Consider the following 26,915-nt stretch of genomic DNA (forward strand, 5'->3'; position numbering starts at 1 on the left):
CCCGCGCTTTTGCTGGCGCCCGCTGCGTATTTCCTGCAAACTTGGGTATGATCAAGTCACTCAAACCTGTCGCGCGCTTCGCCGCGACCTCAGCCTGCCTTCTGTTGGCAGCATGTGTCACTGCGCCGCAGCCGACCGGGCCGCGCAGCGGTCCGCAAGACAACTTCTTCGCGGCCCTCTCCAGCCACTGCGGCAAAGCCTACGCGGGCAAGCTGGTTTCGAACGATCCCGCAGATTCTGACATGCAGGGAAGGCCGATGGTGATGCACGTGCGCGATTGCAGTGACACGCGTATTGCGGTTCCCTTCCACATCCAGAACGCTGATGGCAGCTGGGACCGCTCGCGCACCTGGCTGATCACGCGCACCGCTGCCCTGTCAGGGTCGGGCTTGCGTCTCAAGCACGACCACCGGCACGAGGATGGCTCACCGGATGCAGTGACCATGTATGGCGGCGATACCGCCAGCCAAGGCACGGACCGAGCTCAGGATTTTCCTGTCGATGCCTACAGTATCGCCATGTTCGAAGCCAACGGACTTGCAGCATCGGTGACGAATGTGTGGCGCGTAGAGGTCGACCCTGCAGGAAACCCGAACCCGCAATTCGCCTACCAGCTAAGCCGGGCCAACCGGCTGTTCCGAGTGGAGTTCGATCTTGCCGCTCCCGTGGCGCCGCCGCCCGCTCCGTGGGGTTGGGATTGACAGCATCGGCTCCGCGGCTGGGTCGCTGGATCGCTCGCTGAGGTCGGCGGCGTCAAGCGAGGCGGTCGCGCCCAGCTTCGCAACCTAGCGGCACCGTATCCTTGAGGCCGCCGCGCTCTGGCAAATCCGCGGAGCGTCCCCCTTTGGATACCAGATTGCAAGAGCTGGCTGGTCACTTCGTCCAAGCCTCGATCAGGAGCTTTCTTCTGAGCCGTGCATTTGCCCCTTGGTGAAGAAGATGCAGGTTCCAACATGCCACCTGTGACGTCCTCGGCCAGCAGGCCTCTACTCGCGCGGGACTCCACTGCGCGAGGTGCGCTCGAACACAAGCTGGGGTACCACCTTCCGCTCACCTACGCAGAACGCGACGCCCTGCGCTGGCTCGAACGGCGCGAGAAACACTATCGTGCCGGATCGGTCGTGGTTGAGGAAGGGCAGGCCAGCGATTGCCTGCATGTCGTTGCGTCGGGATGGCTTCACGGATCCGTGCGTTTACCCGATAACGGGCGCCAGATCCTGCGCTTCTATTTTGTAGGGGATCTCACCGCCACGTTCTCGATCGCCTGGGGGTTCACCGCTGCGACACTGACCGCAGTCAGTGATTGCACCCTGTATGAAGTACCCCGCGAAGCCTTGGGCCGGCTGTTCCGCGAACATCCTCGTCTCGGCGCCTTGTTGTTTGCAGTCAGCGCGGCAGAGCAGGTCGCGCTGTCGGATCGCTTGACATCGGTAGGGCGAACGGACGCAATCACGCGCATCGGAACGCTTCTGCTGCAAATTCGCACGCAACTGGCAATTGTGGACGGTCCTTCCGGCTCAAGCTTTGAGTTGCCCCTGACACTGCAGGATCTTGGCGATGCCATCGGGCTCACCAAAACTCATGTCGGGCGTACGCTGCGCGCGCTGGAAGGGGATGGCCTGATCGAGCGCGAGGGCAAGGTGATCCGGATCGTCGATGTCGCCGCGCTGACCACCAAGGTGGGGTACAAAGACCGCGAATCCCACGTTGCAACCGACTGGCTTCCCGACAGATAACCTTGCTGCAAAGTGACATAGGTTACTCTCTCTTCAAGGTGAGGGGACATAGGTTACTTTTTGCTGAATCTTTTTGCGTTATCTGGTGAGATTCCGGCACCATCATCCGATCGGACCGTCATGCGTGCATGCCGATGCGCTTTCATGCCCGGCTGAACGGAGGGGGCGTACATGTCGGACAGGATTGGGGTTGCGGTGGTGGGCCTTGGCGGGGCGGTGGCGACCACTGCGGTGGCCGGGATCGAGATGATCAAGTCGGGCTCGAACAGCTATGCAGGACTTCCTCTTGCCGACCGCGATGTCGCCGGCATGGCGGCTTATCGCGATCTGGAATTCGCCGGCTGGGACCTGGCGGAGAGTGATCTTGGCGCCTGCGCCTTGAAACACGGAGTGCTGTCGGAACGCGATCTGGACAATGGCGCGGGCGCGCTGCGCGACATGCGCGCATGGCCGGCGGTGGGCAGCAGGGCGCACTGCGCCAATATCGACGGGGACAATCGCATAGCCGACGGCCATCGGGGAGCGGTGCGCCAGATCCAGAACGATCTTGCAAGTTTCAAGCGCGATCGCGGGCTCGACCGGATGGTCGTTGTCAACCTGGCTTCGACCGAGAAGATGCCTGAGGTGGGGGCCGAAAGCCTTGGCTCGCGCGACGCTTTCGAGCGCGGGCTTGACGCTGACGATCCCGCGATCAGCCCGGCGATGCTGTACGCCTATGCCGCGATAGACGCGGGTACGCCTTATGCTAATTTCACGCCGTCAATGGCCGCCGATGTCGCGCCGCTGGCCCAGTTGGCGCAGGAACGCGGTGTACCCGTGGCGGGCAAGGACGGAAAGACCGGACAGACATTCCTCAAGACAGTGATCGCTCCCGCGCTGAAAGACCGGGCGCTGCATGTCGACGGCTGGTTTTCAACCAACATACTGGGCAACTCGGATGGTCTTGCCCTCGACGATCCCGCATCGCTCGCCTCCAAGCTTGGCACCAAGGGAAGCGTGCTGGACGATATTCTTGGCTACAAGGTCGAAGATCATATCATCATGATCCATTACTACCGGCCTCGTGGCGACGACAAGGAAGCGTGGGACAACATCGACCTGACCGGCTTTCTAGGGCAGAAGATGCAGCTCAAGCTCAATTTCCTGTGCAAGGACTCGATCCTGGCCGCGCCCCTCGCGATCGAGATTGCCCGCTGCCTCGACTTGGCGGCGCAACGCGGCCAAGGCGGTGTTCGCGAGGAACTGAGCCTGTTTTTCAAGCTCCCGCAGACCGCTGACGGGGCAGCGCCGGTCCACGGTTTCGCGCAGCAGCAGGCGATGCTGCATCACTGGCTGGAGAATGGAGCGGGCTAATGACGCTCGCGCCCGAACTGCTCCCCTTGCTTCGCGAACTTGGCGACCTGAAACGGATCCGCTCGGCCGGACGTGACGGAACAGTGGCGACACGCCTGTTCGAAGCAGGCTGGAGCGCCTGGTTGGCAGGAGGGTCGTTGGACTCGATCGCCGCGCGTGCGCTGGCGCAGGGTCTGGCTGCGGCGCGGCTGGGCGATCTCGATTATGTAAAGCTGGGCGAGTTGGGGCTGGCGGGCGGAGATCGGATCGCTGTGCTCCAACGGGCGATCGACGCGATCGCCGGACCGCTGGATGCAGACCTCGTCCTCACGCTTAAAGATGCGTTGGCTGAACCGCTTGATGCGGCAGGCGCGCTTCCCCACCCCATCGCCGCCTTGCGCGATCAGCCGCGAGCCGGAGTGACCGGGCCCGGCAGGCCGCGGATCATGCTGCAACCGGAAGAAAATCACGCCGAACACAGTTTCGTCGTCGCTCTCTACGCCGGCCTGCTGGCGCCTTTCTATGCCGCCGATCCCGCACATGCCTTCTGGCACGGGATGATCCACCACCTGCACAGCAGTGCCATGCCCGATGCAGGTTATGCCGGCGAGGTACTGCTGCAGGACAGGCTCGACCAGGTGATCGAACGCGCGCGTGCCTTGGCGCTCGCGCAACTGGACGAAGGCCGCGCCGACATCTGCCGCGAACATCTGGCGGAGATCGCGGCGGACAGCACCGCCGCGGCCCGTGCGTTCCATGCCGGCGACGTCATCGACCGCGTGATCGAGATCGAGCAGCATCTCAAGCGTTCTGCAGTCACGATGACTGTCGTGCTCGACCAATACGGCCTTGTGCACGACGGCCCGGTCAAGCCGTTTCACGACATCGTGCTGCGTGAAATAGGTTTGCCATGACCTGGTCCGGGAAGCAGCCGTCTATGTGGCGATCACCCCGAACAGGACGCGCGCTGGATTTCGACACGCCCCATTCGCTCAGCGATGGACAGACTGAACGCTGGCCGGTTGTCGATGCCATACCCTATCTTCGCACCGAAAGCGAAGGGCTGGTGGCTCTGGCTCTCGACTGCCTCGATGCAGGAGATGAAGAGGCGGCGCTGGTCGCGCTGCTGACCGATCAGGATCCCTGGTGGACCGGCCCGGCAACCGATCTCGACGAGTTGCGCGAACTGGTGAGGCGCCGCGATGAAGTGAGCCTGCGAGAGGCAATGGCACTGCTCAGGTTCGGACCGGTCGCGGATTATTTCGCCCATCGCTGGTCCGACCCGACCTACCTGGCCGGGCTGGCGTTGCTTGCCGCTCACTGGACACAACCTGCGACCGCATTTGAACTGGCGGGCGGCATCGGACACTTCGCGCGTGCTCTGGGCCGGATGGGTGTGGCCTGCACAAGCAGCGATATCGTATTCTCCAAGTGCTGGCTGGCCAAGACCTTCGTTGCGCCCGATGCGGAATATGTAGTGTTCGATGCCAAGGATGACTGGCCGCTTGGCGATCGGCGATTCGACCTCGTCCATTGTCAGGATGCCTTCTACTTCCTTCCCGGGCAGCAACGCGTCGCCGACCGCCTGCGCGGCGCGCGCAAGCCTGGGGGCCTGCTGGCGATCGGCCATCTCCACAATGCAGCTGTCGAGGATGGCCCGCTTGGCCCCGCGCGCGGGGCCCGCGAATGGGCCGCCCTGTTTGCCGAAGCGGCCGTGTACGACGAGCGTGACCTTCGCGCCGCCTTGCTGGACGCACGTGCCCCGGTTCCTGTCGAATGGAGCGACAATCCCGCCATCGAGGCGTGGGGCATTGTCGAACCGGCGCGGACACCGCGTGCCGTCGATGGTCCTCTCGCAGTTCCCGGTTCCGGCGCCGGGTGGCGGGAAAACCCGCTGCTTACACGCAGTGGCCCGGTCTGGCCGTCACCGCGTTACGAGCTTGAATACGGGAGAGAGGCGACGTGGACCAATCCTGCGGCAACCACCCCACCGCAACGTGATCGGCGGCTGGTCGATCTGCCGGAAAGATGGTGACGATGCGCTGGGGCATCATTGGCTATGGCTGGGTCGCGCGCGATTACATGGCGCCGGGCATCTGTGCGGCCGGCGGAACCGTCGCCGCCGTCTGCGATCCGTCCGCCGCGGCCCGTGAAATCGCCGAGCGCGATGGGGCGCGGGCCTATGGCGAGGTCAGCTCCATGCTCGAGGCGGGCGGTCTCGACGCGCTTTACATCGCCGCGCCCAACAATCGCCACGAAGAAGCCCTTGATGGTGCGCTCGCTTCCGGCCTGCCGATATTGTGCGAGAAGCCTCTGGCGCAGGATGGCGCAGCCGTGGAGCGGATTGCAGATCGGGTTGCGGGCTACCGCGCACCGCTCGGCGTCGCCTTCGATCAACGCCACCATCCTGCCCATGTGGCGGTGCGCGACCGGATTGCGGCGGGAGACCTTGGCATGGTGACGGCGGTGCGCATCGTTTATTGCTGCTGGGTCGATCCCGACTGGAACCGCGGCACCGGCGCGAACTGGCGCGCGGATGCCGGCTGTGCGGGCGGCGGTGCGGTGCTCGACCTCGCCCCGCACGGTCTGGACCTCGCGCATTTCCTGCTTGGCGAGCCTATAGAGGACATTGCAATTACCCTCCAGCGCCGCGTGCACGATTATCCGGTCGAAGATGGCGGAATGGTCCACGGGCGGACCGCTTCGGGGGTGCTGTTCTCCAGCCACACGTCCTACAACTGGCCGGAGCCATTGCCTCGCCGGCGTCTCGAAATCGCCGGGACCAGAGGGTTGATCGTCGCGAGCGATACGATGGGGCAGGAGGCTGGTGGCCACGCCACCCGTATCGATGCGCGGGACGGCCGGCACGAATTGCTCCTTTTTGACACCAGCCTCAGTCCATTCGCCGCACAGGCGGCGGCCTTCACGGCGCAGGTGCGCGCGGGCAGCGGAAGCTTTTCCATCGACCGCGACGTTCACGCCGCGCGGCGTTTCTTTGCTGCATACCGGGAGGCGCAAGCATGCCTTTGAACCATTTCGCCTGCGCCAATTGCGGCTTCTGGCAGCAGCATTTCTCGCCGCCCGACTGCCCCGTATGCAGCGACGTGCGCAACGACTTGCCCGAAGATGGGTGGCGCTTCCTGCCCGAGCGCGACGTGGCTGCAACGCATTGGGGAAGCTTTCGCGAGGTGGCCGATAATCTGTGGGCTTTTACCACCACCCCTCATCTGGGCCTGGGCGGCACCGGTTGGCTGATCGTGACGCAAGCGGGAAATATCGCTTTCGAGGCTGCGCCTCATTACTCGCCCGACATGCTCGACAAGATCGCCGATCTCGGCGGGATTGCGTGGCTGGCCGCAAGCCATCCGCATGGCTATGGCGCGCTGTTCCAGCTGCAGCGCGAATTTGCGCCCCCCGTCGTGGCCATCCACAAGGACGATCTCGCCTATACGAAAGCGTTCCGAGTCACGGCGCCGTTCGACGACACCCTGGAACTTGCGCCCGGCTACACCTTGCATCACGTCGGTGGACATTATGCCGGACAAGCCGCGCTGCACGATGCGCAAGGAGGCCGGCTGTTCTGCGGCGACATGTTCAAAATCGATCAGAACACGGACGGGCGATCTACCCACGTCTCCAGCCACAAGGCGTTCCACAAGAACATTCCGCTGACCCATGGTGAACTTGCCCGGTATCGCGACGTGATCGCGCCGCTCGGCTTCGACGCCGTGCTTACCCCGTTCGAATACGCCCCTGAGATCGGCCGCGACAGAGCGCTCGCCGTTCTGGATCAGGCCCTGTCGCATCCTCCAGAGGTCAGGAGATATCCCTTGTGAACCGCACCGGCCTGCCATCTGATCTGCCCGACGCCGCGCTCCGCTATCTCGATGCTTTTCCGAAGGGCGACATCGTTGCCTTTCCCATCGACCCGATTGATCGCGTGGGTATTCCGGTGTGGATAGTGGCGCTGTTTCCTCAAGACGAGCCGCGGCTCGAAGGTGTCATGCCCTATGGCGTCGGCTACGGTGCGGACGAAGGACAGGCGATACTGGGCGCCATGGGTGAGATCGCCGAGATGTGCTTTCCCGCCCTTTCACTTTCTCAGCGCACGAAAACCCGCGGCTCCTATACGGAGCTGGTCGCTGGTCTGGGCGAGCGCAGCGTTGCCGACCCCCTGACCCTGTGCCTGCCGGCGGGATCGCCCGTTGATCGCGAAACGCCGCTTGAGTGGGTGGAGGCTATCCGCCACGCCGATGGCTCCTCTGTCCTGGTCCCGATCGATCTTGCCGCCTACAATTCGGCCGAGCTTTCACACGACTACCAGCCCTTCACCACCATCATCTCCAACGGCATGGGAGCAGGACCGGATCACGACTGGGCGGTCGGCCACGGATTGTGCGAAATCCTCCAGCGGGACGGGAATGGCCTGCTATTCCGCGCGCTCGACCGTGGCATCGCGCTCGACCTGCCGGAACACGCGTCCCCCGCCATCGAAACCCTGCTCCATCGCTACCACCAAGCGGGCATTCGGCCGATCCTCAAATTCGCGACCGACGAGTTCGGCATCCCCAACATCTATTGCGTCGGGGTGGACGAGCAAGGCGATCCCGCCGAACCGATCATGGTGTCAAGCTGCGGAGAGGCCGCACATCCCGACGCCTGTGCCGCCGTGGAAAAGGCGCTCACCGAATATGCCGCAAGCCGTGCACGCAAGGCCTATGCTCATGGAGACGACCGGCAGACCCGCAGGCTCAGCCCCGCGGGTTACGTGGACCGCTTCCTGGCGCAAAGCGGCGGGGCGGCCAAAAGCTCGGACCGGCGTGCTCTCGACGCGATGATAGGCTGGCAGGCCCGGAGCGCGGCTGATCTGCGCAGCTGGCTTGAGCCCAACATGCTCGCTGAAAACAGCTTGAAGCGCTTTTCGGATCTGCCGCACACGCCATGTCCCGACCCGCGCGATCGGGGACGGATTGCGCTGGCGCGGGTGACGGAGGCGGGATTTGACCCGCTGTACGTCGATATGACCCCGGACAACTGCCCGGTAACAACCGTCAAGCTGATCGTGCCGGGGATGGAGGTTGAGACGATGAGCTATTACCGGATCGGAGAACGCGGCGCGGCAAAATTGCTGGCCATGGACAGCGACCTGATCGGCTTTGAACCCGGACCCGGCCGCGAACCAGTGCGACTGACACCCGAAGCGATCGAGCGGCTGGGTGGCCAGCCGTTTTTTGACACGGCCCGCGCGGATGCCATCGTTGGCCCGCTCTACCCGCTGTATCGCGAACCCGAAGCGCATCATGCCGCCGCCGCTGCGCGGACACACGCGGCATGACGCTGCGATACGCCTACAACACCAACGGCGCGGCCAATCACCGGCTCGACGACGCCCTGCGTCTGATCGCGGACAGCGGATATCAGGGGGCGGCAATTACGCTCGACCACCATCACTGCGATCCGCTCGCTCCCGATTGGCGCCAGGAGGCGGAGCGGATCGGCCGCTTGCTGGGCGATCTGGGTCTTGGCGCAATTGTCGAGACCGGTGCGCGCTTCCTGCTCGATCCGCGCGCCAAGCACGAGCCGACCCTGATATCGCCCGAAGCGGATGGACGCGCCCGCAGGATCCAATTCCTCTGCCGCGCGCTCGACATCGGTGCAATCTGGCAGGCCGACGCGGTCAGCTTCTGGGCCGGAGTGCCGCAACCGGGCGTCGGCCACGAAGAGGCGATGCACTGGCTGCACGAGGGGCTGGAGCGCGTGCTCGACCATGCCCAACTTGCCGGGATAGATGCCGCCTTTGAGCCAGAACCGGGCATGCTCATCGAAACATGCGGCGAATGGGAAGCGCTGCATGACCGCCATCCGCGCCTCAAGCTTGCGCTCGACACCGGCCATTGTCTCGTCAGCCAGGATATCGATCCAGCCTTTGCCGTGCGCCGATACGCCGACCACCTCGGGACGGTCGCCATTGAGGACATGAAAATCGGTGTTCACGTCCACCTGCCCTTCGGCGAGGGCGACATGGACGTTCCAAGTGTGCTGGCGGCGCTGCACGAAACGGGGTTCGACAGGCTGGTTTCTGTCGAGCTGTCGCGCGAGAGTCCCCAGGCGCACCGGGCCATCCCGGACAGCATCGCCTATCTCGAGCAGCACGCCCCGGTATGAGGATCTGCTTCGTCAGCCGCCGGTTCTTTCCCGCGATCAGCGGCATGTCGATCTATGCCATCAATCTGCTTCGCCAGCTGGTCGAACGCGGCCACGACGTGACGATGATCAGCCAGTATCGCGGTGATGCCTTCGGCCGCGGCGTCTATGGCGGAGGTCCCCCGCCGGACGTACCCGGCGTGACCGTGATCGGCCTCGAACAGGTGGGCGAGCAGGATGGCGGCGCGTTCGAGCGTGACGTGGCGACCATGGCTGACACCATCGCGCGCCTGCATACCGAGCAGCCGTTCGATATTCTCCATGCGCAATATGGCTATCCTACCGGTTGGGCGGCGCTGATTGCCGGCCAACGGCTCGGCCTGCCGGTGGTCGTTTCCATTCAGGGCGGTGACGGACATTGGGTGGGCTCATGCTGCGAAACCCATCGGCTAGCCATGGTCCGCGTGCTCGACAACGCCAATGCCGTCCTGATCGGCGGAGACAGCTTCGCGCGGGAAGTCCACGAGCGGCTTGGCACCAGGCTGACACGCTTCACCTTTGTGCCTGGCGCGGTAGACACCGACCGCTTCGGACCTGGGGAACCGCAGGCGCTTAACCAACCAGCACGCATCCTCTATCACGGGAGAGTGGATCGCCGCAAAGGCGTGCTCGATTTCGTGGCGGCGTGCAGTCTGCTGACGGGCAGATGGCGGGCAACGATCTCCGGCATCGGGCCGGATCTCCAGGCGGCGCAGGACAGCGTCGACGCAGCCGGGCTTGGCGGCCGGATCAGCTTTTCCGGCTATGCCGACTATGCCGATGTGCCCGGGATCTATCGCGACCATCACATCTTCGCCTCGCCGACCTATGGCGAAGGGTTTTCGAACACCATCCTCGAGGCCATGGCGAGCGGTCTGGCGATCGTTTCCTGCCGCGCCGTGGGCGTAACGGACTGCTTGCGCGACCGGGAGAACGGCCTGCTCGTCGAGCCCGCAGATGTTTCGGCGCAGGCGGCGGCGCTGCAACGTCTGGTCGACGACCGCGCGGAACGTGCGCGACTGGCGGCTGCCGCACTATCCGAATGCCGGACCACGTACAGCTGGGACGTGGTCGGCAAAATGATCGTCGACATCTATCGCCATGTCGCGGCGAGCGGGCCGCCGCGCCGGTTCGATCCCGACCTGCCCATTGATCGCGGCTGCCGGTTCCGCGCCGAGCCGCATCTGTTGTGACCCGCGTTCTGGCGATCTCTCCGCATCTGGATGATGCGGTATTTTCGGCAGGCGGCACGCTTTCGCAGCACGCAAGGATGGGTGATGGCGTCACCGTGCTGACCTGCTTCACCGGCAACGTCGCACGGCCTACCGGCTTTGCGCTCGCCTGTCAGCTGGACAAGGGATTGTCGCCCGACGTCGACTACATGCTGGTACGCAGGAAGGAGGACGAGGCGGCCTGCGAGGCGATCGGAGCCAATCCCGTTCATCTTCCGTTTCTGGAAGCGCCGCACCGGGGCTATGACAATAAAGACGCACTTTTCGCCGGACACAATCCTGTAGAGGACCAGGTTGGCGACCCTCTCGCCCAGGCTCTCGCGCGCGAGATCGAACGGCTCGCTCCAACAATCATCTACGCGCCTTATGGCGTTGGAAACCACGTCGATCACGAAGTGGTGAGAAAGGCGATCACAAGCCTTCGTCTCGCCGCTCATCTGATCTGGTGGGAAGATTTTCCCTACGCGATGAACCGTGAGACGGCGCCATCCGACATTGAACGGCGCCAACTCGACGACGCGGCTGCACAGGCCAAGCTTCGCGGCGTTCTTTGCTACAAGAGCCAACTCGATTTTCAGTTCGGTTCCACCGAAGAGGCCGCGCAGAAACTATCCCGGTGGAACTGCGAGGGTTTCACCTCGGCGTTTCAAGGCAGCGGCACCCATCCCGCTAGGCCGGACCCGCTGCCCGCCTAGCCATCCGCCAAGGTCTCGAGAACCGCTATCGCCGCGCGGGCCGGCTCGGCAAAAGGTTCTTCCGGGCTCATCAGCCACCGGTCGTCACTCGCGACGAGCCCGGCCGCCTGCAAGGCCTCCCCGTCCGCTGTTGCCGGAGTAAGCGCGATAGCCTTGGGCCCGGCATTCACGCTGCGGATACCTGTCTCCAAGGCGAGTATCGTCAGCACAGCCCGGTCGATCAGCGACTGTGCAGGGTCCGGTAGCGGCCCGAACCGGTCGACCAGTTCCGCCTCGAAAGCCTCGAGTTCGGCCCGCTCGCGAAGGCGGGCGAGGCGGATGTAGAGATTTAGTCGCACCTCATCTTCGGGGATCCAGTCGGACGGGAATGCTCCGGTCGTACCGGTGCGGATTTCAGGATGCCATTCCTGCTGCGCTTCGCCGCGCGCGCGGCGCAACGCGCCGGCAAGCAGGTGCTGGTAGAGCTCGGCACCGATCAATTTCATGTGCCCTGCCTGCGCATCGCTCAGGATGTCCCCGCCTCCCCGCTGGTCCAGATCGGCGCCAGCGATGGAAAAGCCGGAGCCGAGCTGATCGAAGGTCTCCAGCGTGCGCAGGCGCTTCTGCGTGGCGAGCGACACCGTCTCGTCCGCAGTGGTCAGAATCACCTGCCCGCGCCGCCGCCCGCGCCCCACCCGGCCGCGCAGTTGATGAAGCTGCGCCAAGCCAAACCGATCCGATCGCCAGATGACCATCGTGTTTGCCCGCGGCACATCAAGCCCGGTTTCGATGATGTTCGTGGCGAGCAGAATGTCGCCCGTTCCGCCGGCGAAGCGGACCATCGCCTCGTCCAGTTCGGCAGCCGGCATCTTGCCATGCACTTCGACCAGCGAGAGATCGGGTGCAAGCCGTTCCAGGCGTTCGCGCATCTCGGCGAGATCGGCGATCCGCGGCACAACGACGAAGCTTTGCCCCTTGCGCATCTTTTCCCGCCGCAGCGCAAGACTGATCGCCGGATCGTCGATGTCGCTGATGATGGTGCGGATCGGTTGCCGGCGGGCGGGCGGCGTGGCGATGACGGAAACCTGTTGCAGGCCGATCATCGCCCGGTGCAGGGTGCGCGGGATCGGTGTCGCGCTCATCACCAGGAGATGGACGTCGGCCGCCTGGCGCAACCTGGCCTTGTCCGCCGCGCCAAAGCGCTGCTCCTCGTCGATGATGACAAGACCCAGCCTGGCATAGCGAACCGATTTGCCGACAACCGCCGCAGTGCCGACCACGATGCCGACCGATCCGTCTGCCAGCCCGGCCATCACCGCCTTCTTTTCCGCTGCGCTCGTCAGCCGGGAAAGTCCGGCGACCGCAATGCCGGTGTCCGCGAAGCGGCGGGTGAATTCTTCGAGATGCTGACGCGCCAGCACGGTAGTCGGTGCGGCCACGATCACCTGATACCCCGACAAAGCCGCGATTGCCGCGGCGCGAAGCGCCACTTCCGTCTTGCCATAGCCGACATCCCCGATGACCAGCCGTTCCATCGGCTTGCCCGAAGCAAGATCATCGCGCACCTCCGCAATGGCACGCGCCTGATCGGAGGTTTCGTTGTGGGGAAAGCCCGAGACAAAGCGCTCGTATGCGGCGGCATCGGGGTTCATCGCAGGTGCAGACAGCTTGGCCCGTTCTTCCGCCAGCGCGATGAGCGAGGTTGCAGTTTCCGCGATGGCCTGGTCGATCTTCGCGCGGCGGTTGTCCCATCCGGTACCGTCGAGCTTGTCGCGCTTCACGCTTTCGGCATCGCCGCCATAGCGCCACAGCAGACCGGCATCGCTGACCGGCACAAGCCGCCGCGCTCCGTCTGCGTATTCAAGCGCGATCACCTCGCCCGTTTCCGCTCCTGGCTCTGGTTCCAGTCCAACCACGCTGGCAAAGCCATGATTCTCGTGGATCACCAGGTCGCCCAGGCGCAGGTCCACGCCAGCAAGGCCCACCTGACGGGCGGCGGACGGGCCGGGATCCAGCAGTGCCCGCGTTCCGAGAATATCCGCCGCCGCGACGAGCGTGACACTTGTGTCGCGTGCGCCTCGATCGAGAGGGGCGCACAGGAACACGATCCCCTCCTTGCCTTGCTCGGCTACGGCGCGCAGGCTCTCGCAATCCTCGACGACCGCGAATGTGTCGCCCAGGCGGCTGCGGAGGAATCGCAGGTCGCGCCTGCTGCCCGCCAGAGCGATGCTGCGTCCGGCCGCGCGTTCCGCCTCTAAAAAGCGCCTTGCCGCCCGCGCTGGCGACCTCGCTTCGGCGAAGCGCGGGATGCTCTCTGGACCGACGCGCGCGACGTCGCCTTCGCATCGCCAGCGCTCTGAAGCCGCCTGCCAACGGGCATCGTCGACAGCGTCGAGGCTGCTCCCCGCATCCTTCGCCGCGCGGCCGGCAAGCTGCACGAACCGCGCTCTGCGGTGTTCCGCCTTGGGCGACAGCAGCAGGGTTCCGGGTGTCATATGATCGAGCAGGGTGGCCGACGCGTCGCCGTCCGGCTCTACCGCGCGGCCAATCTCGACGGACTTGCATTCTTCGCCGCGCAGCTGGGTGACGCCATCGAACTGATGGATCGCCGCGATCTGGCCTTCGGCGAGGTCGATCCGCACTGGACCACCGGCGTCTGCGGGATAAAGGTCGATGACTTCGCCGCGGATGGCGATCTCGCCAGGCTCATCCACGCGGTTGTCCTCAAAATATCCCAGAGCGACTGCTTCCTCGCGGAACTGGTCGGGATCGATGGGGTCCCCCACGCCGATGCCCGGAGGTTGTGCATCGAACGCTTCCGGGGCGAGATAGCGCCGCCCGGCGGCTTCCCCCGTGGTCACGACGATGGTATCGTCAAGCCTGCCCTCGCATGAAAGCCTGCGCAGCCGCCGCAGTGCGGCGACCCGGTGGCCGACGTTAGCCGGCGACGCCGGCGCGTCATCGCCCGGCAGCGTGTCGCTCGCGGGTAAATGGACAACTGCCGCATCCGCCAGCAGTGCGGCGACAACCGCCGCAAGACCTTCGGCCTCGGCGTCGTCATCACACAGGTAGAGCACCGGCCCATTGCCCATGCTGCGCATGATGCGCAGCACTTTTGCGCCCATGCCGCTCACCGCGGCGTTCACGTCACTTGTCTCAGGCAATGTCTGGCCACCTTCTCGCAATGCGTCAGTGCCAGAGTATTGGCCCGTCGCGCAGAGAAAAGACCAAAGGGCCAATGGTGTTCCCCGATCGATTGGACCGGTTCATATCTTCCCGATGCGGACACGCTGTGCTGTCCGGCCCCGCATGGCGCCGGCGTGCCGGAGTACCGCCATGCAACTGCTGAGCACCAGAAGGCCGACCGGTGATTGCCGGTTCGAATGGCGGGGTGGCGCCTTTGGCATTCCGACATTCATTCCCGCCGAACCACGGTTCTATGGTATCCAACTGGCGGCCCGCATCGGCCAGTGACGGAGTTCGATCCATGCAGCAAATGACGCTGAACCGGCGCAAGGTTCTTGAGCTGTTTAGCGCCTCCACCGCCCTCGCCCTTCCCGGCTGCGCCACCGTCGGCGAAAGCACCCTGCCGGTCCGCTTCGAACATGGCGTGGCCAGCGGCGATCCGGCGGCGGACGGCGCAGTCATCTGGACGAGGGTGAGCGTAGATGCAGCCCGGTCGGCAGACGTGCCGGTCCGGTGGATCGTATCAGCCCGGCCGGGCGGCCCCGCCGTGCGCAGCAGCGGGTCCTCTTCGGCTTCGGCTGAATAGGGAAGGCATGAGCTCGGCGAAGGAGCCGCTTGAGATATTGCCCGCATAGCGCAGCAGATGCCGCCGTGCCGTGCGTCTCACGACCTCACTGTTCTAGCGTCGCACCGCCCAATGCTCCGGAACTGCGGGCTCCGCGCGCCGCTGAACGGAAGCAGCGGCATGAGGCGGCGACTTGGGGAATGGGTGGTGCCGCTTAGGTGACTCGAACACCTGACCCCATCATTACGAATGATGTGCTCTACCGGCTGAGCTAAAGCGGCACTGGCCCGCCCCCTAACCGCAGGGGCGGTTCTTCGCAACGACAAATCGGCGTCACGATCGTCCGGCGAAGTGGAGGCCCGAGCCGGAATCGAACCGGCGTGCAAGGATTTGCAGTCCTCTGCGTAACCACTCCGCCATCGGGCCGCCGTGTGGCAAGCTGTGCCCGTTAGCGCGTCGGGCTGGTCAGCGCAATCCGTCTTCCACGGGTTGAAGCTGCGGCCGACCTGCACTGGTGCTGGCGCAAAGAAGGCGTCACCGACTACCGTCCAGTGACGCCTTCATGAGACCGGGAAGCTATCTTCTAGAAGCCCAGCCGGTCGGTGTTGATGCGAAACCCGGCGTAGAAGAAACGCCCCAGCCAGCCTGTTGGCGCGTTGCTGAGCCCCCGATCGGGCAACTCGTTGGTAAAGTTGTTCACGCCCACGAAGAACCCGGCGCGTTCATCATCCGTACGGAACTCGGCCCGGATGTCGTGAACGAACCGTTGGTTCAGGGCGAGAAACTCCGGCGCGGCTATGTCCGGATCGCCGGCGATTTCGTCTTGTTCGAAGCGCAGCTGCTGCCCGATATACTGGACCCCGTAATTGAGGACCACATTGTCGAGCTGCCACGTAACGTCAGCGGTGCCGACCCATTTGGGGAAGCCGATCTCGCCGCGTTCATCGTCGACAATGCCGCCGTTCGCCGGGAGAAACTCGAACTTGTCGAGATACCCGACATTGGCACGCAGGTTGAAGCTGCCAAAGCTGCCGTTGCCCGGCGTAAAGCCGTAGTTGACGGTTATGTCGGCTCCGGCAGTTTCGATAAAGGCGACATTCTGCGGCCCCAGCACATAGCTGGTCACGAACCCGGTTCCCGTTGCACGGGTGATCGAATCGCAGAACACATTGTCCAGCGAAGCGGAGTCGACGCAGAATTGCGCCGTTTCCGACAAGGTCGGCGTGCGCACCGCATCGGTCAGGCGAATGTCGAACCAGTCGGCAGTAATGGTCAACCGGGGCAGGAACCGCGGCTGCAGGATCACGCCGGCTGTCCAGGTTTTCGCAGATTCCTCCGACAGGTCGGGATTGCCTGCGAAGATGCCTTCGAGGCTGGCGCTGGACGCGATGTCGCTGTCGAAGTCGAAGGTGGCGAAGTTCGCGCCAAGACCGGTGATCAGCGCCTCGCAATTGGCCGCACGGAACTCGGTGCCCTGGTTGATGTTCACTGGACTGCACGGGTCGGACAGGAAGGCGAAGGTTCCGCTGCGCGGAGCAAACAGTTCCGTGATGTTCGGCGCCCGCACCGATTCCGAGTAGCCGCCCCGGAACCGGACATCACGGACAGGTGCCCACTGGCCGTTCACCGACCAAGCTTCCGTGCTGCCGACGGTCGAGTAATCGGAATACCGCCCCGCTACCGTGAACTCCAGAAGCTGGAAGAACGGTGTGTCTGACAGGAGCGGTACGTTCAACTCTCCGAACACCTCCCACACGTCGAATTGGCCCCGCTCCGGGCCAAGCAGCGCGAGATCTGCAAGAACCCCCGTGTTGGGATCGAAGGTTGTGACTTGGGTGGAGATGGCGTCAGGCCGGAAATCGCTCTGCTCCTTGCGGTATTCTGCCCCGAACGCGAAATTTACCGGGCCACCCGGGAGTGCGAACAGCCCGCCGAAGTCACCGGCGATGAACGCGTTGGCGACGTGCTGCTGGATGGTGTACTGGTTGCGCGTATCGGTCAGGATGAAGTTCAGAGCCTCGGCGCTGGCAACCCCTTCGCCAAAGATGTTGAGCGGGACGCACTGACCCGGAGTAAAGGTCTGCGGCGCTTCGCCATAGTTGAAGTTGCCTGCATCCGCGATCGCCCCGCCGTCAAGGTTGACGCGGCAGTTGATCACGCCGTTGGGCACCCCGGTCCGGAATTCGCCTTCGTCAACTGCATCGAGAGCGGCGAAATAGCGATCCTCGATCCGCTGGTTGGTGGAGGTGTAGTCGGTTTCGTTGCGGCCGTAGACGTAGCTGGCCTCGAACCGGACATTTTCGCTGATGTCGCCGCTCAAACCGACCACGGTCCGATAGAGATCCCGCTCAAAGATCTCGTCGCGGGTCCCGAAATCAAAGTTGTCGCGGTTGAACAGCAGACCGCCGAAGTCGTCCAGCCCCGCGGCGCGGACGTTTGCCGGGATGAACGGGTTGTCCTGCGACACGAAGGTGAAGAAGTCGAAGGAAGGTTGGGCGATCGTGAAGTTTTCGCTCTTCACGTACTTGCCTTCCGCGAAGAAGCGGATGCCGCCGGTCAGTTCGTAGTTGAAGAAGGCATTGAAGGAATGGTGCTGCGTCGCTGCCTGAAGGTCGCCTTGGTAGTCGTTCACGGGGGTGTTGTCGCCGCCTTGGGCAAGGAAGCCCGATTGCGGCAGGAATCGGCCGCCGTCGAACGGCTGACCCGCGCCCTTGAACCGGGGAACGAAACTGTTGTCGATCACCAGCGCTCCTGCGGGCGAACTGTCGGAATAGCCGATCCGGTTGAGGAAGATGTTATCCGGGATGTTCGGGTCATCCGGGATATCGTCCGGGTTTCGGACCAGCGTGTCAGCCTCGTAACGACCATTCGGACGATCACCGAAGCCGACCCGGCCGCTGTCGCGGAATTCATAGGAGAGGGCAAAGTTGCCCCGGTTATCAGCGAAGTTGCGGCCAACCGTCGCCGAGAGGAACAGGGTTTCCGCATCGCCGAAGTCCGAGATGCCGGCCTGCCCGCGCACGTCGATGCCCTCAAAGTCCTGTTTGGTGATAAAGTTCACAACGCCGGACACACCGTCCGCACCATAAACTGAGGACACGCCCCCCGTCAGCACGTCCACCCGCTCGATCAATCCGACCGGAATGGTGTTGATATCAACGGCGGCTTCGCCCGAAACGCCGGCAACATGGCGGCGCCCGTTCACCAGCACCAGCGTTCGGTTGGCGCCCAGGTTGCGCAGGTTCAGCAGGTTGACCCCCGCAGCCCCCGTCCGCGCCTGAGAGCCGGCGGCATCGAAATTGGTTTCCGAGTTGAACAGGGCAGGTGTCTGCGCCAGCAGTTCAGTGAGGTTGGTCACACCGGACTGCTCGATGTTTTCTGCCGTGATCGCGACCACCGGAGTTGCCGTTGCCGCCTCTGGCCGCGTTATGCGCGTGCCGGTCACGAAGATGACGTCCTCGTCCTCATCCTGGGCGGCGTCAGGAAGCGCCGCATCCTGTGCGGCTGCGCTGCCGGGCATCGCGACGGCGAGGGCGATGGCTCCGGCACCTAGTAGCAGTGTGAGTTTACCGTAGGGTGCTTTCGCTGACCGGCGCATGAGAAATTTGCCTCCAAAACTTCTGATCTTCCGACCACTGGCTGGCCAGAATGGGTTAACGCTCTTGCTCCTGCCCCTCAGCGGCTGCAAGTTGCGCGGTTACGCCGCGACAGATTTTGTCCAGGCTGTCTTAAATTGGCAACAGCAGCATGGCTGCTGCTCATTTGCCAGTGCTGCAAACTTGGGCCAACCGTTTATCTCGCCCGCCGGGCCTGCGGTGGGCGCGCTAATCGGTGAATATCGGCTGCCGCCGCTCAAGCCCTGCCATCACCGCCTCGATCTGGTTCGGCTGGCGGATCACCTGCGCCTGCGCCTCGCTTTCCAGTTGGAGCAGTGCGTCGGTGTCCTCGTCCGGCATGGCGGCGAACAGGCGTTTGGCCTGACGAATGGCGGCGGGATTGCGCGCGGCGATCACCTGCGCAAGCTGCATCGCGCAGGCCAGCGGGTCGGTGGCCAGCTGTGTCACCAGTCCTGCCGAGAGCGCCTCCTCCCCCGTCATTTCGCGATTGGTGTAAACCAGTTCGCGCAGCACATCCGGTCGCACCAGCCCGCGCCACAGCGCAAAACCGCCCATGTCGGGGACCAGCCCCCATTTCATCTCCATGATTGCGAGGCGCGCGTCGGGTGTGCAGACGCGGATGTCGGCGCCGCTGGCAATCTGCAGCCCGCCGCCGAAACATACTCCATGAATGGCGGCGATCACCGGCACCGGGCATTTGGCCCAGGTCATTGCCACTTCCTGGTACCGGTTGGCGTTGCCGTGGGTGCGCTTAGCCAGTGGCGGCTGCGCCGGATCGGGCGCGGCCGCGAAGCTGGCGGTATCCAGCCCAGCGCAGAAGCTGCGCCCCGCCCCCGACAGGACGACCGCGCGCACGCCGCTGGCCTCGCGCAGCTGTGCGCCCGCGGCGATGATGGCATCGAACATCGCCGGATCGAGCGCGTTCATCTTGTCCGGCCGGTTCAGCCGGACGTGCGCAATGCCATCGGCTATAGTCAGGCTGACCCGATCCTCGTTCATTCCGCCGCTCTCCTTTGTCCACCCGTGTTGATCCCGCGGTTTCGCAGGAACCGCTTCACCGAACGCGCCGCCTGACGCAGCCGCTGCTCGTTTTCCACCAGCGCGATCCGCACGAACCCCTCGCCATCCTCGCCGTAACCCACGCCGGGCGCGACCGCGACGCCCGCTTCGGCGAGCAGCTCCTTGGAAAACTGGAGGCTGCCCAGGTCCCGCAGTACGGGCGGCAGAGGCGCCCACGCGAACATGGAGGCGGGAGGCGGCGGAATGTCCCAGCCGGCCCGGCCGAACGCTTCCACCAGCACGTCGCGCCGCTTGTGGTAGAGGCGCCGATTGTCCTCCACGATGTCTTGCGGGCAGTTCAGCGCGGCACAGGCTGCCGCCTGAACAGGGGTGAACGCGCCATAGTCGAGATAGGATTTCACCCGCGTCAGCGCGGCGATCAGGCGTCTGTTGCCCACCGCGAAGCCGATCCGCCAACCAGCCATGGAATAGGTTTTGGACAGCGAGGTGAATTCCACCGCCACATCCTTCGCGCCTTCAACCTGCAGGATTGACGGGGTGGGCCTGCCGTTGAAATACAGTTCCGAATAGGCAAGGTCGGACAGCACCCACACCTCGTTGGCCTTTGCCCAGCGGACCAGTTCTTCATAGAAATGGAGATCCACTACCTCCGCCGTGGGGTTGGACGGATAATTGACGATCAGAACCGTGGGTCGGGGCACGGTGAAGCTCATCGCTGCCTCCAGCGCCCGCCAGTAACGTGCGTCGGGAGTGGTCGGGACGGAACGGATCGTCGCGCCCGCGATGATGAAGCCGAAGGTGTGAATGGGATAGGATGGGTTGGGCGCCAGCACCACGTCGCCGGGGGCGGTTATCGCGGTGGCGAGACTGGCCAACCCTTCCTTGGAACCCATGGTGACGATGACCTCGCTTTCGGCGTCCACCTCAACCCCGAACCGGCGGCGGTAATAGTTCGCCTGTGCCTTGCGCAGACCGGGAATGCCGCGCGACTGCGAATAGCCATGCGCATCGGCCTTGGCGGCCACCTCCGCCAGCTTGGCGAGGACGTGCGGAGGCGGGGGAAGATCGGGATTGCCCATGCCAAGGTCGATGATGTCACGTCCGGCCGAACGTGCGGCGGCCCGCATCGCGTTCACTTCCGCGATGACATAAGGCGGCAGGCGCTTCATGCGGTAGAATTCTTCGGGCATTGCCATGTCCCAATCTGCGCGAAAGGCAGCGACCCTAATCGAGCGGGATGGCGGCGGCAAACGTTTGCGTGGTGCAAACCCGCAGGACAACCGTTAGGATGACATGACTGCGCGAGGAACCGGCATGGCTGAGGAAGATACACCCGACCCGTTCACCAACATGTGGGAAGCGCAGGCCAAGCTCGCGCGCGCGATGCTGGCGCCGCTGGCCGTGCAGCCGGAGCAGGGCGGGCTCATGACAACCGCGCTGCGCATGCAGCGGATGTGGCTGGACTTCCAGGCCGAACAGGGGGCTGCGCAATCCTGGGGCGACCCGGCGCAGTGGCTGCAGTGGCAGCAGACGGCGTTGCTGCAATGGCCGATGCTTGATCCGGAACGGCAGAAGGCGTTGTGGGAAGACGGGCTTGTCCTGTGGCAGCAGGTTCTGGGCGGTTCCGCCGGCGACCTGCCCCGCGCGGACAAGCGCTTTGCCGCCGAGGAGTGGCGGGAAAACCCGGCTTTTGTCCTGATCCACCAGACGTATCTGCTCCTCACCGAGCAGCTCGCCGCCATGGTCGAGGCGCAGGAGAACGTGCCGCCCAAGCTGAAGGAACAGATGCGCTTCTTCACCAGGGCGGTGAACGACGCAGCCAGTCCCGCGAACGTTCCGTGGCTGAACCCGGTGGTGCTGCAACGCACGGCCGAAACCGGCGGCGCGAATCTGGTCAAGGGGATGGAACACCTGCTGAACGATCTGCGGCGCGGGCAGCTGACGCATACCGATCCCGATGCATTCCGGCTGGGCGAGAACATCGCGGTGACGCCCGGCAAGGTGATCCACCAGACCGAACTCTATCAACTCATCCAGTATTCGCCGACCACTGACGAAGTGCTGGAGGTGCCGCTCGTCATCTTTCCGCCGTGGATCAACCGCTTCTACATTCTCGACCTCAATCCCAAGAAGAGCTTCGTGCGATGGGCGGTCCAGCAGGGGCTGACCGTGTTCATGGTCAGCTGGAAGTCGGCCGATGCGTCGCTGAAGGACATAGAGTGGGACGATTACATCCGCGCCCAGACCGAAGCGATCGATCATGTGCGGCAGCGTCTGGGGGTCGAGGCGGTGCACACGATCGGCTATTGCGTAGCCGGGACCACCCTTGCTGCGACACTCGCGGTCATGGCGACACGCGAGGAGGCGGAAAAGGTGCAGAGCGCCACCTTCTTCACCGCTCAGGTGGACTTTTCCGAGGCTGGCGAGCTGCTGAACTTTGTCGATGACCAGCAACTCGCCGCGCTGGAGGCGCTGACGCCGGACGGATATCTCGATGGGCGGTACATGGCCGCGACCTTCAACCTGTTGCGGGGCACCGACCTCATCTGGAACTATGTGCTGAACAATTACCTGCTGGGCGAGGAGTACCCAGCCTTCGACCTGCTGCACTGGAACGGAGATGTGACGAACCTTCCCGCCAAGTGGCACCAGTCCTACCTGCGCGACCTGTACCGCGACAATCGGCTGGTGAAGCGGGGATCACTGGTCGTCGATGGAGTGGCGATAGACCTGTCGAAGGTAACGACGCCGGTTTACATCCAGGCTGGCAAGGAGGACCATATCGCGCCTGCCGCAAGCGTGTGGAAGATGACGGAGCAGTTCAAGGGTCCGGTCAGGTTCGTGCTTGCCGGATCGGGCCACATCGCGGGCGTGGTCAATCCGCCGGATGCCCGTAAATACCAGTACTGGACATACGACGAACCTGCGCCGTCGCTTGCCGCTTTTCAGGAGCAAGCGACCGAGCACCCGGGAAGCTGGTGGCCGGACTGGATCAAGTGGCTGCGCACTCACGCGCCGCAGATGGTGGAGGCAACAGGCAAACGCAGGCCCGGGAGCGATGGCGACGATGTGATCGAGGACGCGCCCGGCATCTACGTCCAGACACGCTGATTTGTGCGCTGCACAAAAATTCTTGCACCGGCCTTTCTGACTACCTATATTGTGCACCGCAGCAATATGAGGTTGGCATGGCTGACGAGAACAGCGAACACGACGAGCAGGCTGGCAAAGGGCCCGATCTGAGCGCCATCGCGCAAGCGATCGGCCACGGGGCGGAAAGCGGTGACGTCGCTGTCACCGACAAGGCAGCGGGCAAGCCGGAAAAGTCCCCACGTCCGGGCCGGAATGGCCCGCCCAAGCAGGTCAAGACAGGCAGGCAGTCTGGCGGCAAGCCGAAGAAGGCCGCTGAGGTCACCGGCTCTCCGACGGTCTTCCAGCGCGAAACGAACTCTACAGAAAAGGCAGAAACCATGAACGACATGAACAGCAATAACGAACAGGCCAACGGCTTGAACGACATGACGGCCACGATGCAGGACCGGGCACAGGCTTTCTACCAGCGGTCGACCGAACTGGCATCCGACGTGACGGAATTCACCCGCGGCAACGCTGAGGCGCTGGTCGAGGCAGGCCGCGTGTGGGCCACCGGCTTGCAGGACATTGGCCGCTCGACGCTGGAAGAAACCCGCACTGCGGTTGAAGGCATGACCGAAGGGGCCAAGCGACTGGCAGCGGTGAAGTCTCCGACTGAGTTGCTGCAGCTCCAGGGCGAACTTGCACAGCGCAACATGGATGCGTTCATCAAGCAGGCTTCGCGCAATACCGAGACGTTCCTCAAGCTCGCCAACGACGCATTTGCGCCGATGTCGAGCCGGCTGAGCGTAGCGGTGGAGAAGTTCTCCAAGGCGGCATAAGGATACGTCCGCCGGCGACAGCCGGAGATCTGGTGGAACGGGCCGGGCAGCGCGCTGTCTGGCCCGTTCTGCGTTTCCGGCATCGGCCGCGAAAGGTCGTGTCTTGGCGAGCTGTATAATGACGCGGTTGGCTCACCTTGCAGAAAGCGGTCCCGATACATATTGACGGTGATGATGACCGGTCCCCGCCCTTTTGCACTGTCGAACGCATCCCCGCTACGCTGCGCGGGACCCGACAAAGGCGGCAATCGGCCGGACGGGCCGCAGATCGGGGTCGCGACCAAGACGCGCGCCAAGTCCAAGAAACCCAGCCAGTACCGCGTGCTGATGCTGAACGATGATTACACCCCGATGGAATTCGTCGTCCTGGTTCTGAAGCGCTTCTTTCGCATGGATCTGGAGGAAGCAACCCAGGTCATGCTCCACGTTCACCAGAAAGGTGTCGGGGTCTGCGGAGTTTTCACCTACGAGGTTGCTGAAACCAAGGTCAACCAGGTGATGGATTTCGCCCGCCAGAATCAGCACCCGCTTCAATGCACGCTCGAAAAGGCCTGAGGCGCACGGCCCTGCTGGCAAAGCGGCGGCGCCTGCTCTAGGCCGCTCATCGCCGTGCTGAAATTCATTCCCGCCATCGATCGATATATATTTCGGCTGGTAGTGTTCCCCATGCTGGGAGTGTTCGCGCTGGCGGCGACGCTTTTGCTGCTGGACAAGATGCTGCGCCTGTTCCAGTTCGTCACCACCGAGGGCGGGCCGGTCAAAGTGGTCTTCACCATGTTGCTGACGCTGGTGCCCGAATATGCCAGCCTGGCCATTCCGCTGGGTCTCATGCTCGGCATCCTGCTGGCGTTCCGCAAGCTGGCGACCAGCAGTGAACTCGACGTGATGCGGGCGGTGGGATTGTCCTACAACCGACTGCTGCGCGTGCCGTACCTCATCACGCTGGCGCTGATCGCGGTGAACATCGCGCTGGTCTTCTACCTCCAGCCGATCGGCCGTTACGTTTATTCCCAGCTCGACTTCGAGCTGAAAAGCGGTGCGCTCGGCGCATCGATCAAGGTGGGAGAGTTCAACAGCCTTGGCGACCGCATGGCCCTGCGGATCGAGGAAAGCGAGGATAGCGGGCGCCGCCTGGTGGGGATCTTCGCGCGGGTGGCGAACGAACGCGGCCAGGTGCTGTCCATCTCGGCGGAAGAAGGACGTTTTCTGGCCAACGCGGAGAACCCCAACACCATCATCCTCAGGCTTCGCAACGGCGTAATCGTGCAGGATACAGGGCCGGACCGGGTGGGCACCGAACCCCGGGTACTGTCGTTCGCGCAGAACGATCTGCCCATCGACCTGCCCGCGCTGGAACGGTTCCGCGAAAGGGGCGACTCTGAGAACGAATACATCCTGCCCGAACTTCTGCGGATCGGCTGGGCCGACACCACGCCTCAGCCGCAGCAGGACGCGACCCGCGCATCGTTCAACTTCCGGCTGGTCGAAGTGGTCATGATGCTGTTGCTGCCGCTGCTGGCGGTGTCGTTGGCCATCCCGCCCAAGCGATCAACCAGCGCGCTGGGCGTGTTCGTATCGATCGTGATGGTAGTCGCCTACCACAAGATAAACCAATATGCCGAAGATATCGCGGCGCTGGGCATGGTCGATCCGGTTATCGCCTTGTGGACGCCGTTCTTCGTTTTCGCTGCGCTGATCGTGTGGATGTATTACCGCGTCGCCTACGTCCCCGGCGGGCAGGCCATCGGCGCTCTGGAGGCAGCCGCCGCGAAGATCGGCAAGCGGCTGGGCAAGCTTTCCAAGCGGCGGCGGGCCCGGATGATGCCGCCCGTACCGACCCCGGCAGTGGCGGAATAGCGGGCGGGCGTGCCGAACCTCGACTTCTTCCCATCGCGCACGCTGACGCTGTACCTGGCCCGGCTGTTTTTCGCCCGGATCATGGCAGTGCTGATTATGCTGGTGCTCGTGCTGATGATGCTGGACCTCCTGGCGAGGAGCGGCGACATCCTGGCGGTACCGGGCAACGGACAGGCCCAGCTGCTGACGTATGTGTCCCTGCGCCTGCCCCAGCTGGTGCAGACCTTTCTGCCATATTCGGTCCTATTGGCTACCATCATCACCCTGCTCACTCTCAACCAGAACAGCGAAGTGATCTCGATGAAGGCGGCCGGCATGTCCGCTCATCAGGTTCTGGCTCCGCTGATCTTGACCGCTCTGGTCGTGTCCGGCCTGAGTTTTGCCTTCAACGAAAGGATCGTGACGCGGGCCACCGGCGCCCTGTCCGCGTGGCAGGGAAACGATTTCAGACCCGTTCCGCCCGGCAGCGACGTGCGCGCCAACGTGTTCCTGAGCGACGGTCTGAACGTGCTCAAGGCGGGGACGGTCGCAGGCTATGGGGCAGATACCCAGCTTACCGACGTGGCGTGGTACAGGATCACTCCGCAAGGCCAGATTGCGGAGCAGATCACCGCGCCTGCGGCCAGCTATGCAGCGCCTGGCTGGCGGCTGTCGAATGCCAGGGTGTTCTCCGTCCAGACTGCCGACACGGCGCAGCTTGCCAGCACGATCGTCGGCGAGAACATCGAGCCGACCGCATTCCGTCTGGAACGGGTCGATCCGGCGGCGGAGACGTTCGCCAGCCTCGGCCCGATCATCGACGAATACCGCGCCGCCGGGCGCAGAACCGCCGAACTGGAGGCGAACCGGTGGCACAAGCTGTCCGGACCCCTGTCGGCCGTGCTCATGCCGCTTCTGGGAGCGATCGCCGCCTTCGGGCTTGCGCGATCGGGCAAGCTGTTCGTGCGGGCGATCATCGGCATGGCACTGGGCTTTGCCTATTTCGTGTTCGACAATCTGGCGCTGGCGATGGGCAGCTTCGGCGGTTATCCGCCTTTCCTTGCGGCCTGGCTGCCCTTCTTCCTGTTTGCCCTGATCGGAGAGACGGTCCTTATCAGGACGGAGGAGTGAGCCACCGGCGCCTGCGGCTGGCGCGTTTATCCGATGCCGCTGTCCTGTGCGAAATCGCGCATGAAGCAGACAGCCACTGCGCGCCGGCGGAGGTCGGCTACGCCGAACTGATCCGCAAGGGGCGCAGCCTCGTCGTGGAGGAATCCGGTCGCCTCCTGGGCTTTGTCGTCTGCGAAGCGTTCGGGCGGGAAGTGCATGTCTGGGCACTGGCTGTACGGCCAGAGCGGCAGCGAGCCGGCATCGGTTCGCATCTTCTGCGAGCAGCGCTGGTGGACGCCCGCGCCAGCGGTTTTGCGGCCCTGACCGTGACGGCCCGCCGCGACACTTTCTGGGAGCGGGCGTTGCGCACCGGGCTGGGCTTCGCGGAGGTGGATGCCGCCAGCCATCCACGTCTCGGCACGCTGATCCGGACGCAAGTGGAGGCCAGTGGACAGCATGGCAGCCGCGTCCCCATGATTCGTTTCCTAGGCTAGTTCCGGCGGAACGCCG

General features: G+C 64.1%; 23 protein-coding genes and 2 tRNA genes. 19 read left to right on the plus strand and 6 right to left on the minus strand.

Features of this window, described 5'->3' with window-relative positions:
- Positions 1 to 47 precede the first annotated feature (47 nt).
- The 11 genes from LHJ54_RS03795 to LHJ54_RS03845 all read left to right on the plus strand — a co-directional run bounded on the left by LHJ54_RS03795 (position 48) and on the right by LHJ54_RS03845 (position 11,178).
- Positions 48 to 701 (plus strand): hypothetical protein, encoded by a 654-nt coding sequence (locus LHJ54_RS03795; protein WP_228242605.1) that lies wholly within the window; start codon positions 48 to 50, stop codon positions 699 to 701.
- Between the two features lie 252 nt (positions 702 to 953).
- Positions 954 to 1,736 carry a Crp/Fnr family transcriptional regulator gene (locus LHJ54_RS03800; protein ID WP_228242606.1) on the plus strand — a complete coding sequence of 261 codons (783 nt, stop codon included), beginning with the start codon at positions 954 to 956 and terminating at the stop codon, positions 1,734 to 1,736.
- Between the two features lie 171 nt (positions 1,737 to 1,907).
- Entirely contained in the window at positions 1,908 to 3,089 is a 1,182-nt protein-coding gene (locus LHJ54_RS03805) for an inositol-3-phosphate synthase (RefSeq protein WP_228242607.1), read from the plus strand.
- Complete coding sequence (locus tag LHJ54_RS03810; protein WP_228242608.1) at positions 3,089 to 3,982, plus strand: HD domain-containing protein; 894 nt, start codon at positions 3,089 to 3,091, stop codon at positions 3,980 to 3,982. Before LHJ54_RS03805 ends, LHJ54_RS03810 begins: the two co-directional genes overlap by 1 nt.
- 23 nt (positions 3,983 to 4,005) lie before the next feature.
- The gene (locus LHJ54_RS03815; RefSeq protein ID WP_228242609.1) at positions 4,006 to 5,103 is read left to right on the plus strand and encodes a bifunctional 2-polyprenyl-6-hydroxyphenol methylase/3-demethylubiquinol 3-O-methyltransferase UbiG; all 1,098 of its coding nucleotides are present in this window, start codon (positions 4,006 to 4,008) and stop codon (positions 5,101 to 5,103) included.
- Between the two features lie 2 nt (positions 5,104 to 5,105).
- A complete protein-coding gene (locus LHJ54_RS03820) occupies positions 5,106 to 6,098 on the plus strand; it encodes a Gfo/Idh/MocA family protein (RefSeq protein WP_228242610.1) in 993 nt (330 codons plus the stop codon).
- Positions 6,089 to 6,904, plus strand: coding sequence for a hypothetical protein (locus LHJ54_RS03825; RefSeq protein WP_228242611.1), 816 nt, complete (start codon positions 6,089 to 6,091; stop codon positions 6,902 to 6,904). Before LHJ54_RS03820 ends, LHJ54_RS03825 begins: the two co-directional genes overlap by 10 nt.
- On the plus strand, positions 6,901 to 8,403 hold the full coding sequence (locus LHJ54_RS03830; RefSeq protein ID WP_228242612.1) for a YcaO-like family protein: 1,503 nt from the start codon (positions 6,901 to 6,903) through the stop codon (positions 8,401 to 8,403). Before LHJ54_RS03825 ends, LHJ54_RS03830 begins: the two co-directional genes overlap by 4 nt.
- Positions 8,400 to 9,233, plus strand: coding sequence for a sugar phosphate isomerase/epimerase (locus LHJ54_RS03835; RefSeq protein ID WP_228242613.1), 834 nt, complete (start codon positions 8,400 to 8,402; stop codon positions 9,231 to 9,233). The genes LHJ54_RS03830 and LHJ54_RS03835 overlap by 4 nt, the downstream gene beginning before the upstream one ends.
- Positions 9,230 to 10,444, plus strand: a complete 1,215-nt coding sequence (locus LHJ54_RS03840) for a glycosyltransferase family 4 protein (protein ID WP_228242614.1) — start codon at positions 9,230 to 9,232, stop codon at positions 10,442 to 10,444. Before LHJ54_RS03835 ends, LHJ54_RS03840 begins: the two co-directional genes overlap by 4 nt.
- Positions 10,441 to 11,178: a PIG-L deacetylase family protein gene (locus tag LHJ54_RS03845; protein WP_228242615.1), complete on the plus strand. Its 738-nt coding sequence runs from the start codon at positions 10,441 to 10,443 to the stop codon at positions 11,176 to 11,178. Before LHJ54_RS03840 ends, LHJ54_RS03845 begins: the two co-directional genes overlap by 4 nt.
- Here LHJ54_RS03845 and LHJ54_RS03850 read toward each other — a convergent pair.
- A complete protein-coding gene (locus LHJ54_RS03850) occupies positions 11,175 to 14,321 on the minus strand; it encodes a helicase-related protein (RefSeq protein ID WP_228242616.1) in 3,147 nt (1,048 codons plus the stop codon). The genes LHJ54_RS03845 and LHJ54_RS03850 overlap by 4 nt on opposite strands.
- Before the next feature lie 172 nt (positions 14,322 to 14,493).
- On the opposite strand from LHJ54_RS03850, the gene LHJ54_RS03855 reads away from it, so the two are divergent.
- Both LHJ54_RS03855 and LHJ54_RS03860 read left to right on the plus strand, forming a co-directional pair.
- A complete protein-coding gene (locus LHJ54_RS03855; RefSeq protein ID WP_228242617.1) occupies positions 14,494 to 14,631 on the plus strand; it encodes a hypothetical protein in 138 nt (45 codons plus the stop codon).
- A gap of 13 nt (positions 14,632 to 14,644) precedes the next feature.
- Entirely contained in the window at positions 14,645 to 14,929 is a 285-nt protein-coding gene (locus tag LHJ54_RS03860) for a PhoD-like phosphatase N-terminal domain-containing protein (protein ID WP_228242618.1), read from the plus strand.
- Between the two features lie 184 nt (positions 14,930 to 15,113).
- Here LHJ54_RS03860 and LHJ54_RS03865 read toward each other — a convergent pair.
- The 5 genes from LHJ54_RS03865 to LHJ54_RS03885 form a co-directional block, all read right to left on the minus strand.
- Positions 15,114 to 15,189: transfer RNA gene (locus LHJ54_RS03865), tRNA-Thr, on the minus strand.
- Between the two features lie 71 nt (positions 15,190 to 15,260).
- Positions 15,261 to 15,334 (minus strand) — tRNA-Cys (locus LHJ54_RS03870).
- Between the two features lie 157 nt (positions 15,335 to 15,491).
- Positions 15,492 to 18,506 (minus strand): TonB-dependent siderophore receptor, encoded by a 3,015-nt coding sequence (locus LHJ54_RS03875; RefSeq protein ID WP_228242619.1) that lies wholly within the window; start codon positions 18,504 to 18,506, stop codon positions 15,492 to 15,494.
- Between the two features lie 226 nt (positions 18,507 to 18,732).
- Positions 18,733 to 19,524, minus strand: a complete 792-nt coding sequence (locus LHJ54_RS03880; protein ID WP_228242620.1) for a crotonase/enoyl-CoA hydratase family protein — start codon at positions 19,522 to 19,524, stop codon at positions 18,733 to 18,735.
- Positions 19,521 to 20,735: an LL-diaminopimelate aminotransferase gene (locus LHJ54_RS03885; protein WP_228244288.1), complete on the minus strand. Its 1,215-nt coding sequence runs from the start codon at positions 20,733 to 20,735 to the stop codon at positions 19,521 to 19,523. Before LHJ54_RS03885 ends, LHJ54_RS03880 begins: the two co-directional genes overlap by 4 nt.
- Positions 20,736 to 20,859: 124 nt before the next feature.
- On the opposite strand from LHJ54_RS03885, the gene LHJ54_RS03890 reads away from it, so the two are divergent.
- The 6 genes from LHJ54_RS03890 (at position 20,860) to LHJ54_RS03915 (ending at position 26,899) form a co-directional block, all read left to right on the plus strand.
- Positions 20,860 to 22,656, plus strand: a complete 1,797-nt coding sequence (locus tag LHJ54_RS03890) for an alpha/beta hydrolase (protein WP_228242621.1) — start codon at positions 20,860 to 20,862, stop codon at positions 22,654 to 22,656.
- A 77-nt stretch (positions 22,657 to 22,733) separates the two neighbouring features.
- The gene (locus tag LHJ54_RS03895) at positions 22,734 to 23,459 is read left to right on the plus strand and encodes a phasin family protein (protein WP_228242622.1); all 726 of its coding nucleotides are present in this window, start codon (positions 22,734 to 22,736) and stop codon (positions 23,457 to 23,459) included.
- A 171-nt stretch (positions 23,460 to 23,630) separates the two neighbouring features.
- On the plus strand, positions 23,631 to 24,014 hold the full coding sequence (gene clpS, locus LHJ54_RS03900; protein ID WP_228242623.1) for an ATP-dependent Clp protease adapter ClpS: 384 nt from the start codon (positions 23,631 to 23,633) through the stop codon (positions 24,012 to 24,014).
- Positions 24,015 to 24,071: 57 nt separating this feature from the next.
- Entirely contained in the window at positions 24,072 to 25,316 is a 1,245-nt protein-coding gene (locus tag LHJ54_RS03905) for an LptF/LptG family permease (RefSeq protein WP_228244289.1), read from the plus strand.
- Positions 25,317 to 25,325: 9 nt separating this feature from the next.
- The gene (gene lptG / locus LHJ54_RS03910; RefSeq protein WP_228242624.1) at positions 25,326 to 26,426 is read left to right on the plus strand and encodes an LPS export ABC transporter permease LptG; all 1,101 of its coding nucleotides are present in this window, start codon (positions 25,326 to 25,328) and stop codon (positions 26,424 to 26,426) included.
- Positions 26,423 to 26,899, plus strand: a complete 477-nt coding sequence (locus LHJ54_RS03915) for a GNAT family N-acetyltransferase (RefSeq protein ID WP_228242625.1) — start codon at positions 26,423 to 26,425, stop codon at positions 26,897 to 26,899. Before lptG ends, LHJ54_RS03915 begins: the two co-directional genes overlap by 4 nt.
- Positions 26,900 to 26,915 lie beyond the last annotated feature (16 nt).

This window comes from Porphyrobacter sp. GA68 (genome assembly GCF_022605525.1).
In the GTDB taxonomy this organism is placed as follows: Bacteria; Pseudomonadota; Alphaproteobacteria; order Sphingomonadales; family Sphingomonadaceae; genus Qipengyuania_B.

Coding starts and splice junctions, on each gene's coding strand:
- LHJ54_RS03795 (WP_228242605.1), top strand. CDS start 48: ATGATCAAGTCACTCAAACCTGTCGCGCGCTTCGCCGCGACCTCAGCC.
- LHJ54_RS03800 (WP_228242606.1), top strand. CDS start 954: ATGCCACCTGTGACGTCCTCGGCCAGCAGGCCTCTACTCGCGCGGGAC.
- LHJ54_RS03805 (WP_228242607.1), top strand. CDS start 1,908: ATGTCGGACAGGATTGGGGTTGCGGTGGTGGGCCTTGGCGGGGCGGTG.
- LHJ54_RS03810 (WP_228242608.1), top strand. CDS start 3,089: ATGACGCTCGCGCCCGAACTGCTCCCCTTGCTTCGCGAACTTGGCGAC.
- LHJ54_RS03815 (WP_228242609.1), top strand. CDS start 4,006: ATGTGGCGATCACCCCGAACAGGACGCGCGCTGGATTTCGACACGCCC.
- LHJ54_RS03820 (WP_228242610.1), top strand. CDS start 5,106: ATGCGCTGGGGCATCATTGGCTATGGCTGGGTCGCGCGCGATTACATG.
- LHJ54_RS03825 (WP_228242611.1), top strand. CDS start 6,089: ATGCCTTTGAACCATTTCGCCTGCGCCAATTGCGGCTTCTGGCAGCAG.
- LHJ54_RS03835 (WP_228242613.1), top strand. CDS start 8,400: ATGACGCTGCGATACGCCTACAACACCAACGGCGCGGCCAATCACCGG.
- LHJ54_RS03840 (WP_228242614.1), top strand. CDS start 9,230: ATGAGGATCTGCTTCGTCAGCCGCCGGTTCTTTCCCGCGATCAGCGGC.
- LHJ54_RS03855 (WP_228242617.1), top strand. CDS start 14,494: ATGCAACTGCTGAGCACCAGAAGGCCGACCGGTGATTGCCGGTTCGAA.
- LHJ54_RS03860 (WP_228242618.1), top strand. CDS start 14,645: ATGCAGCAAATGACGCTGAACCGGCGCAAGGTTCTTGAGCTGTTTAGC.
- LHJ54_RS03875 (WP_228242619.1), bottom strand. CDS start 18,506: ATGCGCCGGTCAGCGAAAGCACCCTACGGTAAACTCACACTGCTACTA.
- LHJ54_RS03880 (WP_228242620.1), bottom strand. CDS start 19,524: ATGAACGAGGATCGGGTCAGCCTGACTATAGCCGATGGCATTGCGCAC.
- LHJ54_RS03885 (WP_228244288.1), bottom strand. CDS start 20,735: ATGCCCGAAGAATTCTACCGCATGAAGCGCCTGCCGCCTTATGTCATC.
- LHJ54_RS03890 (WP_228242621.1), top strand. CDS start 20,860: ATGGCTGAGGAAGATACACCCGACCCGTTCACCAACATGTGGGAAGCG.
- LHJ54_RS03895 (WP_228242622.1), top strand. CDS start 22,734: ATGGCTGACGAGAACAGCGAACACGACGAGCAGGCTGGCAAAGGGCCC.
- clpS (WP_228242623.1), top strand. CDS start 23,631: ATGATGACCGGTCCCCGCCCTTTTGCACTGTCGAACGCATCCCCGCTA.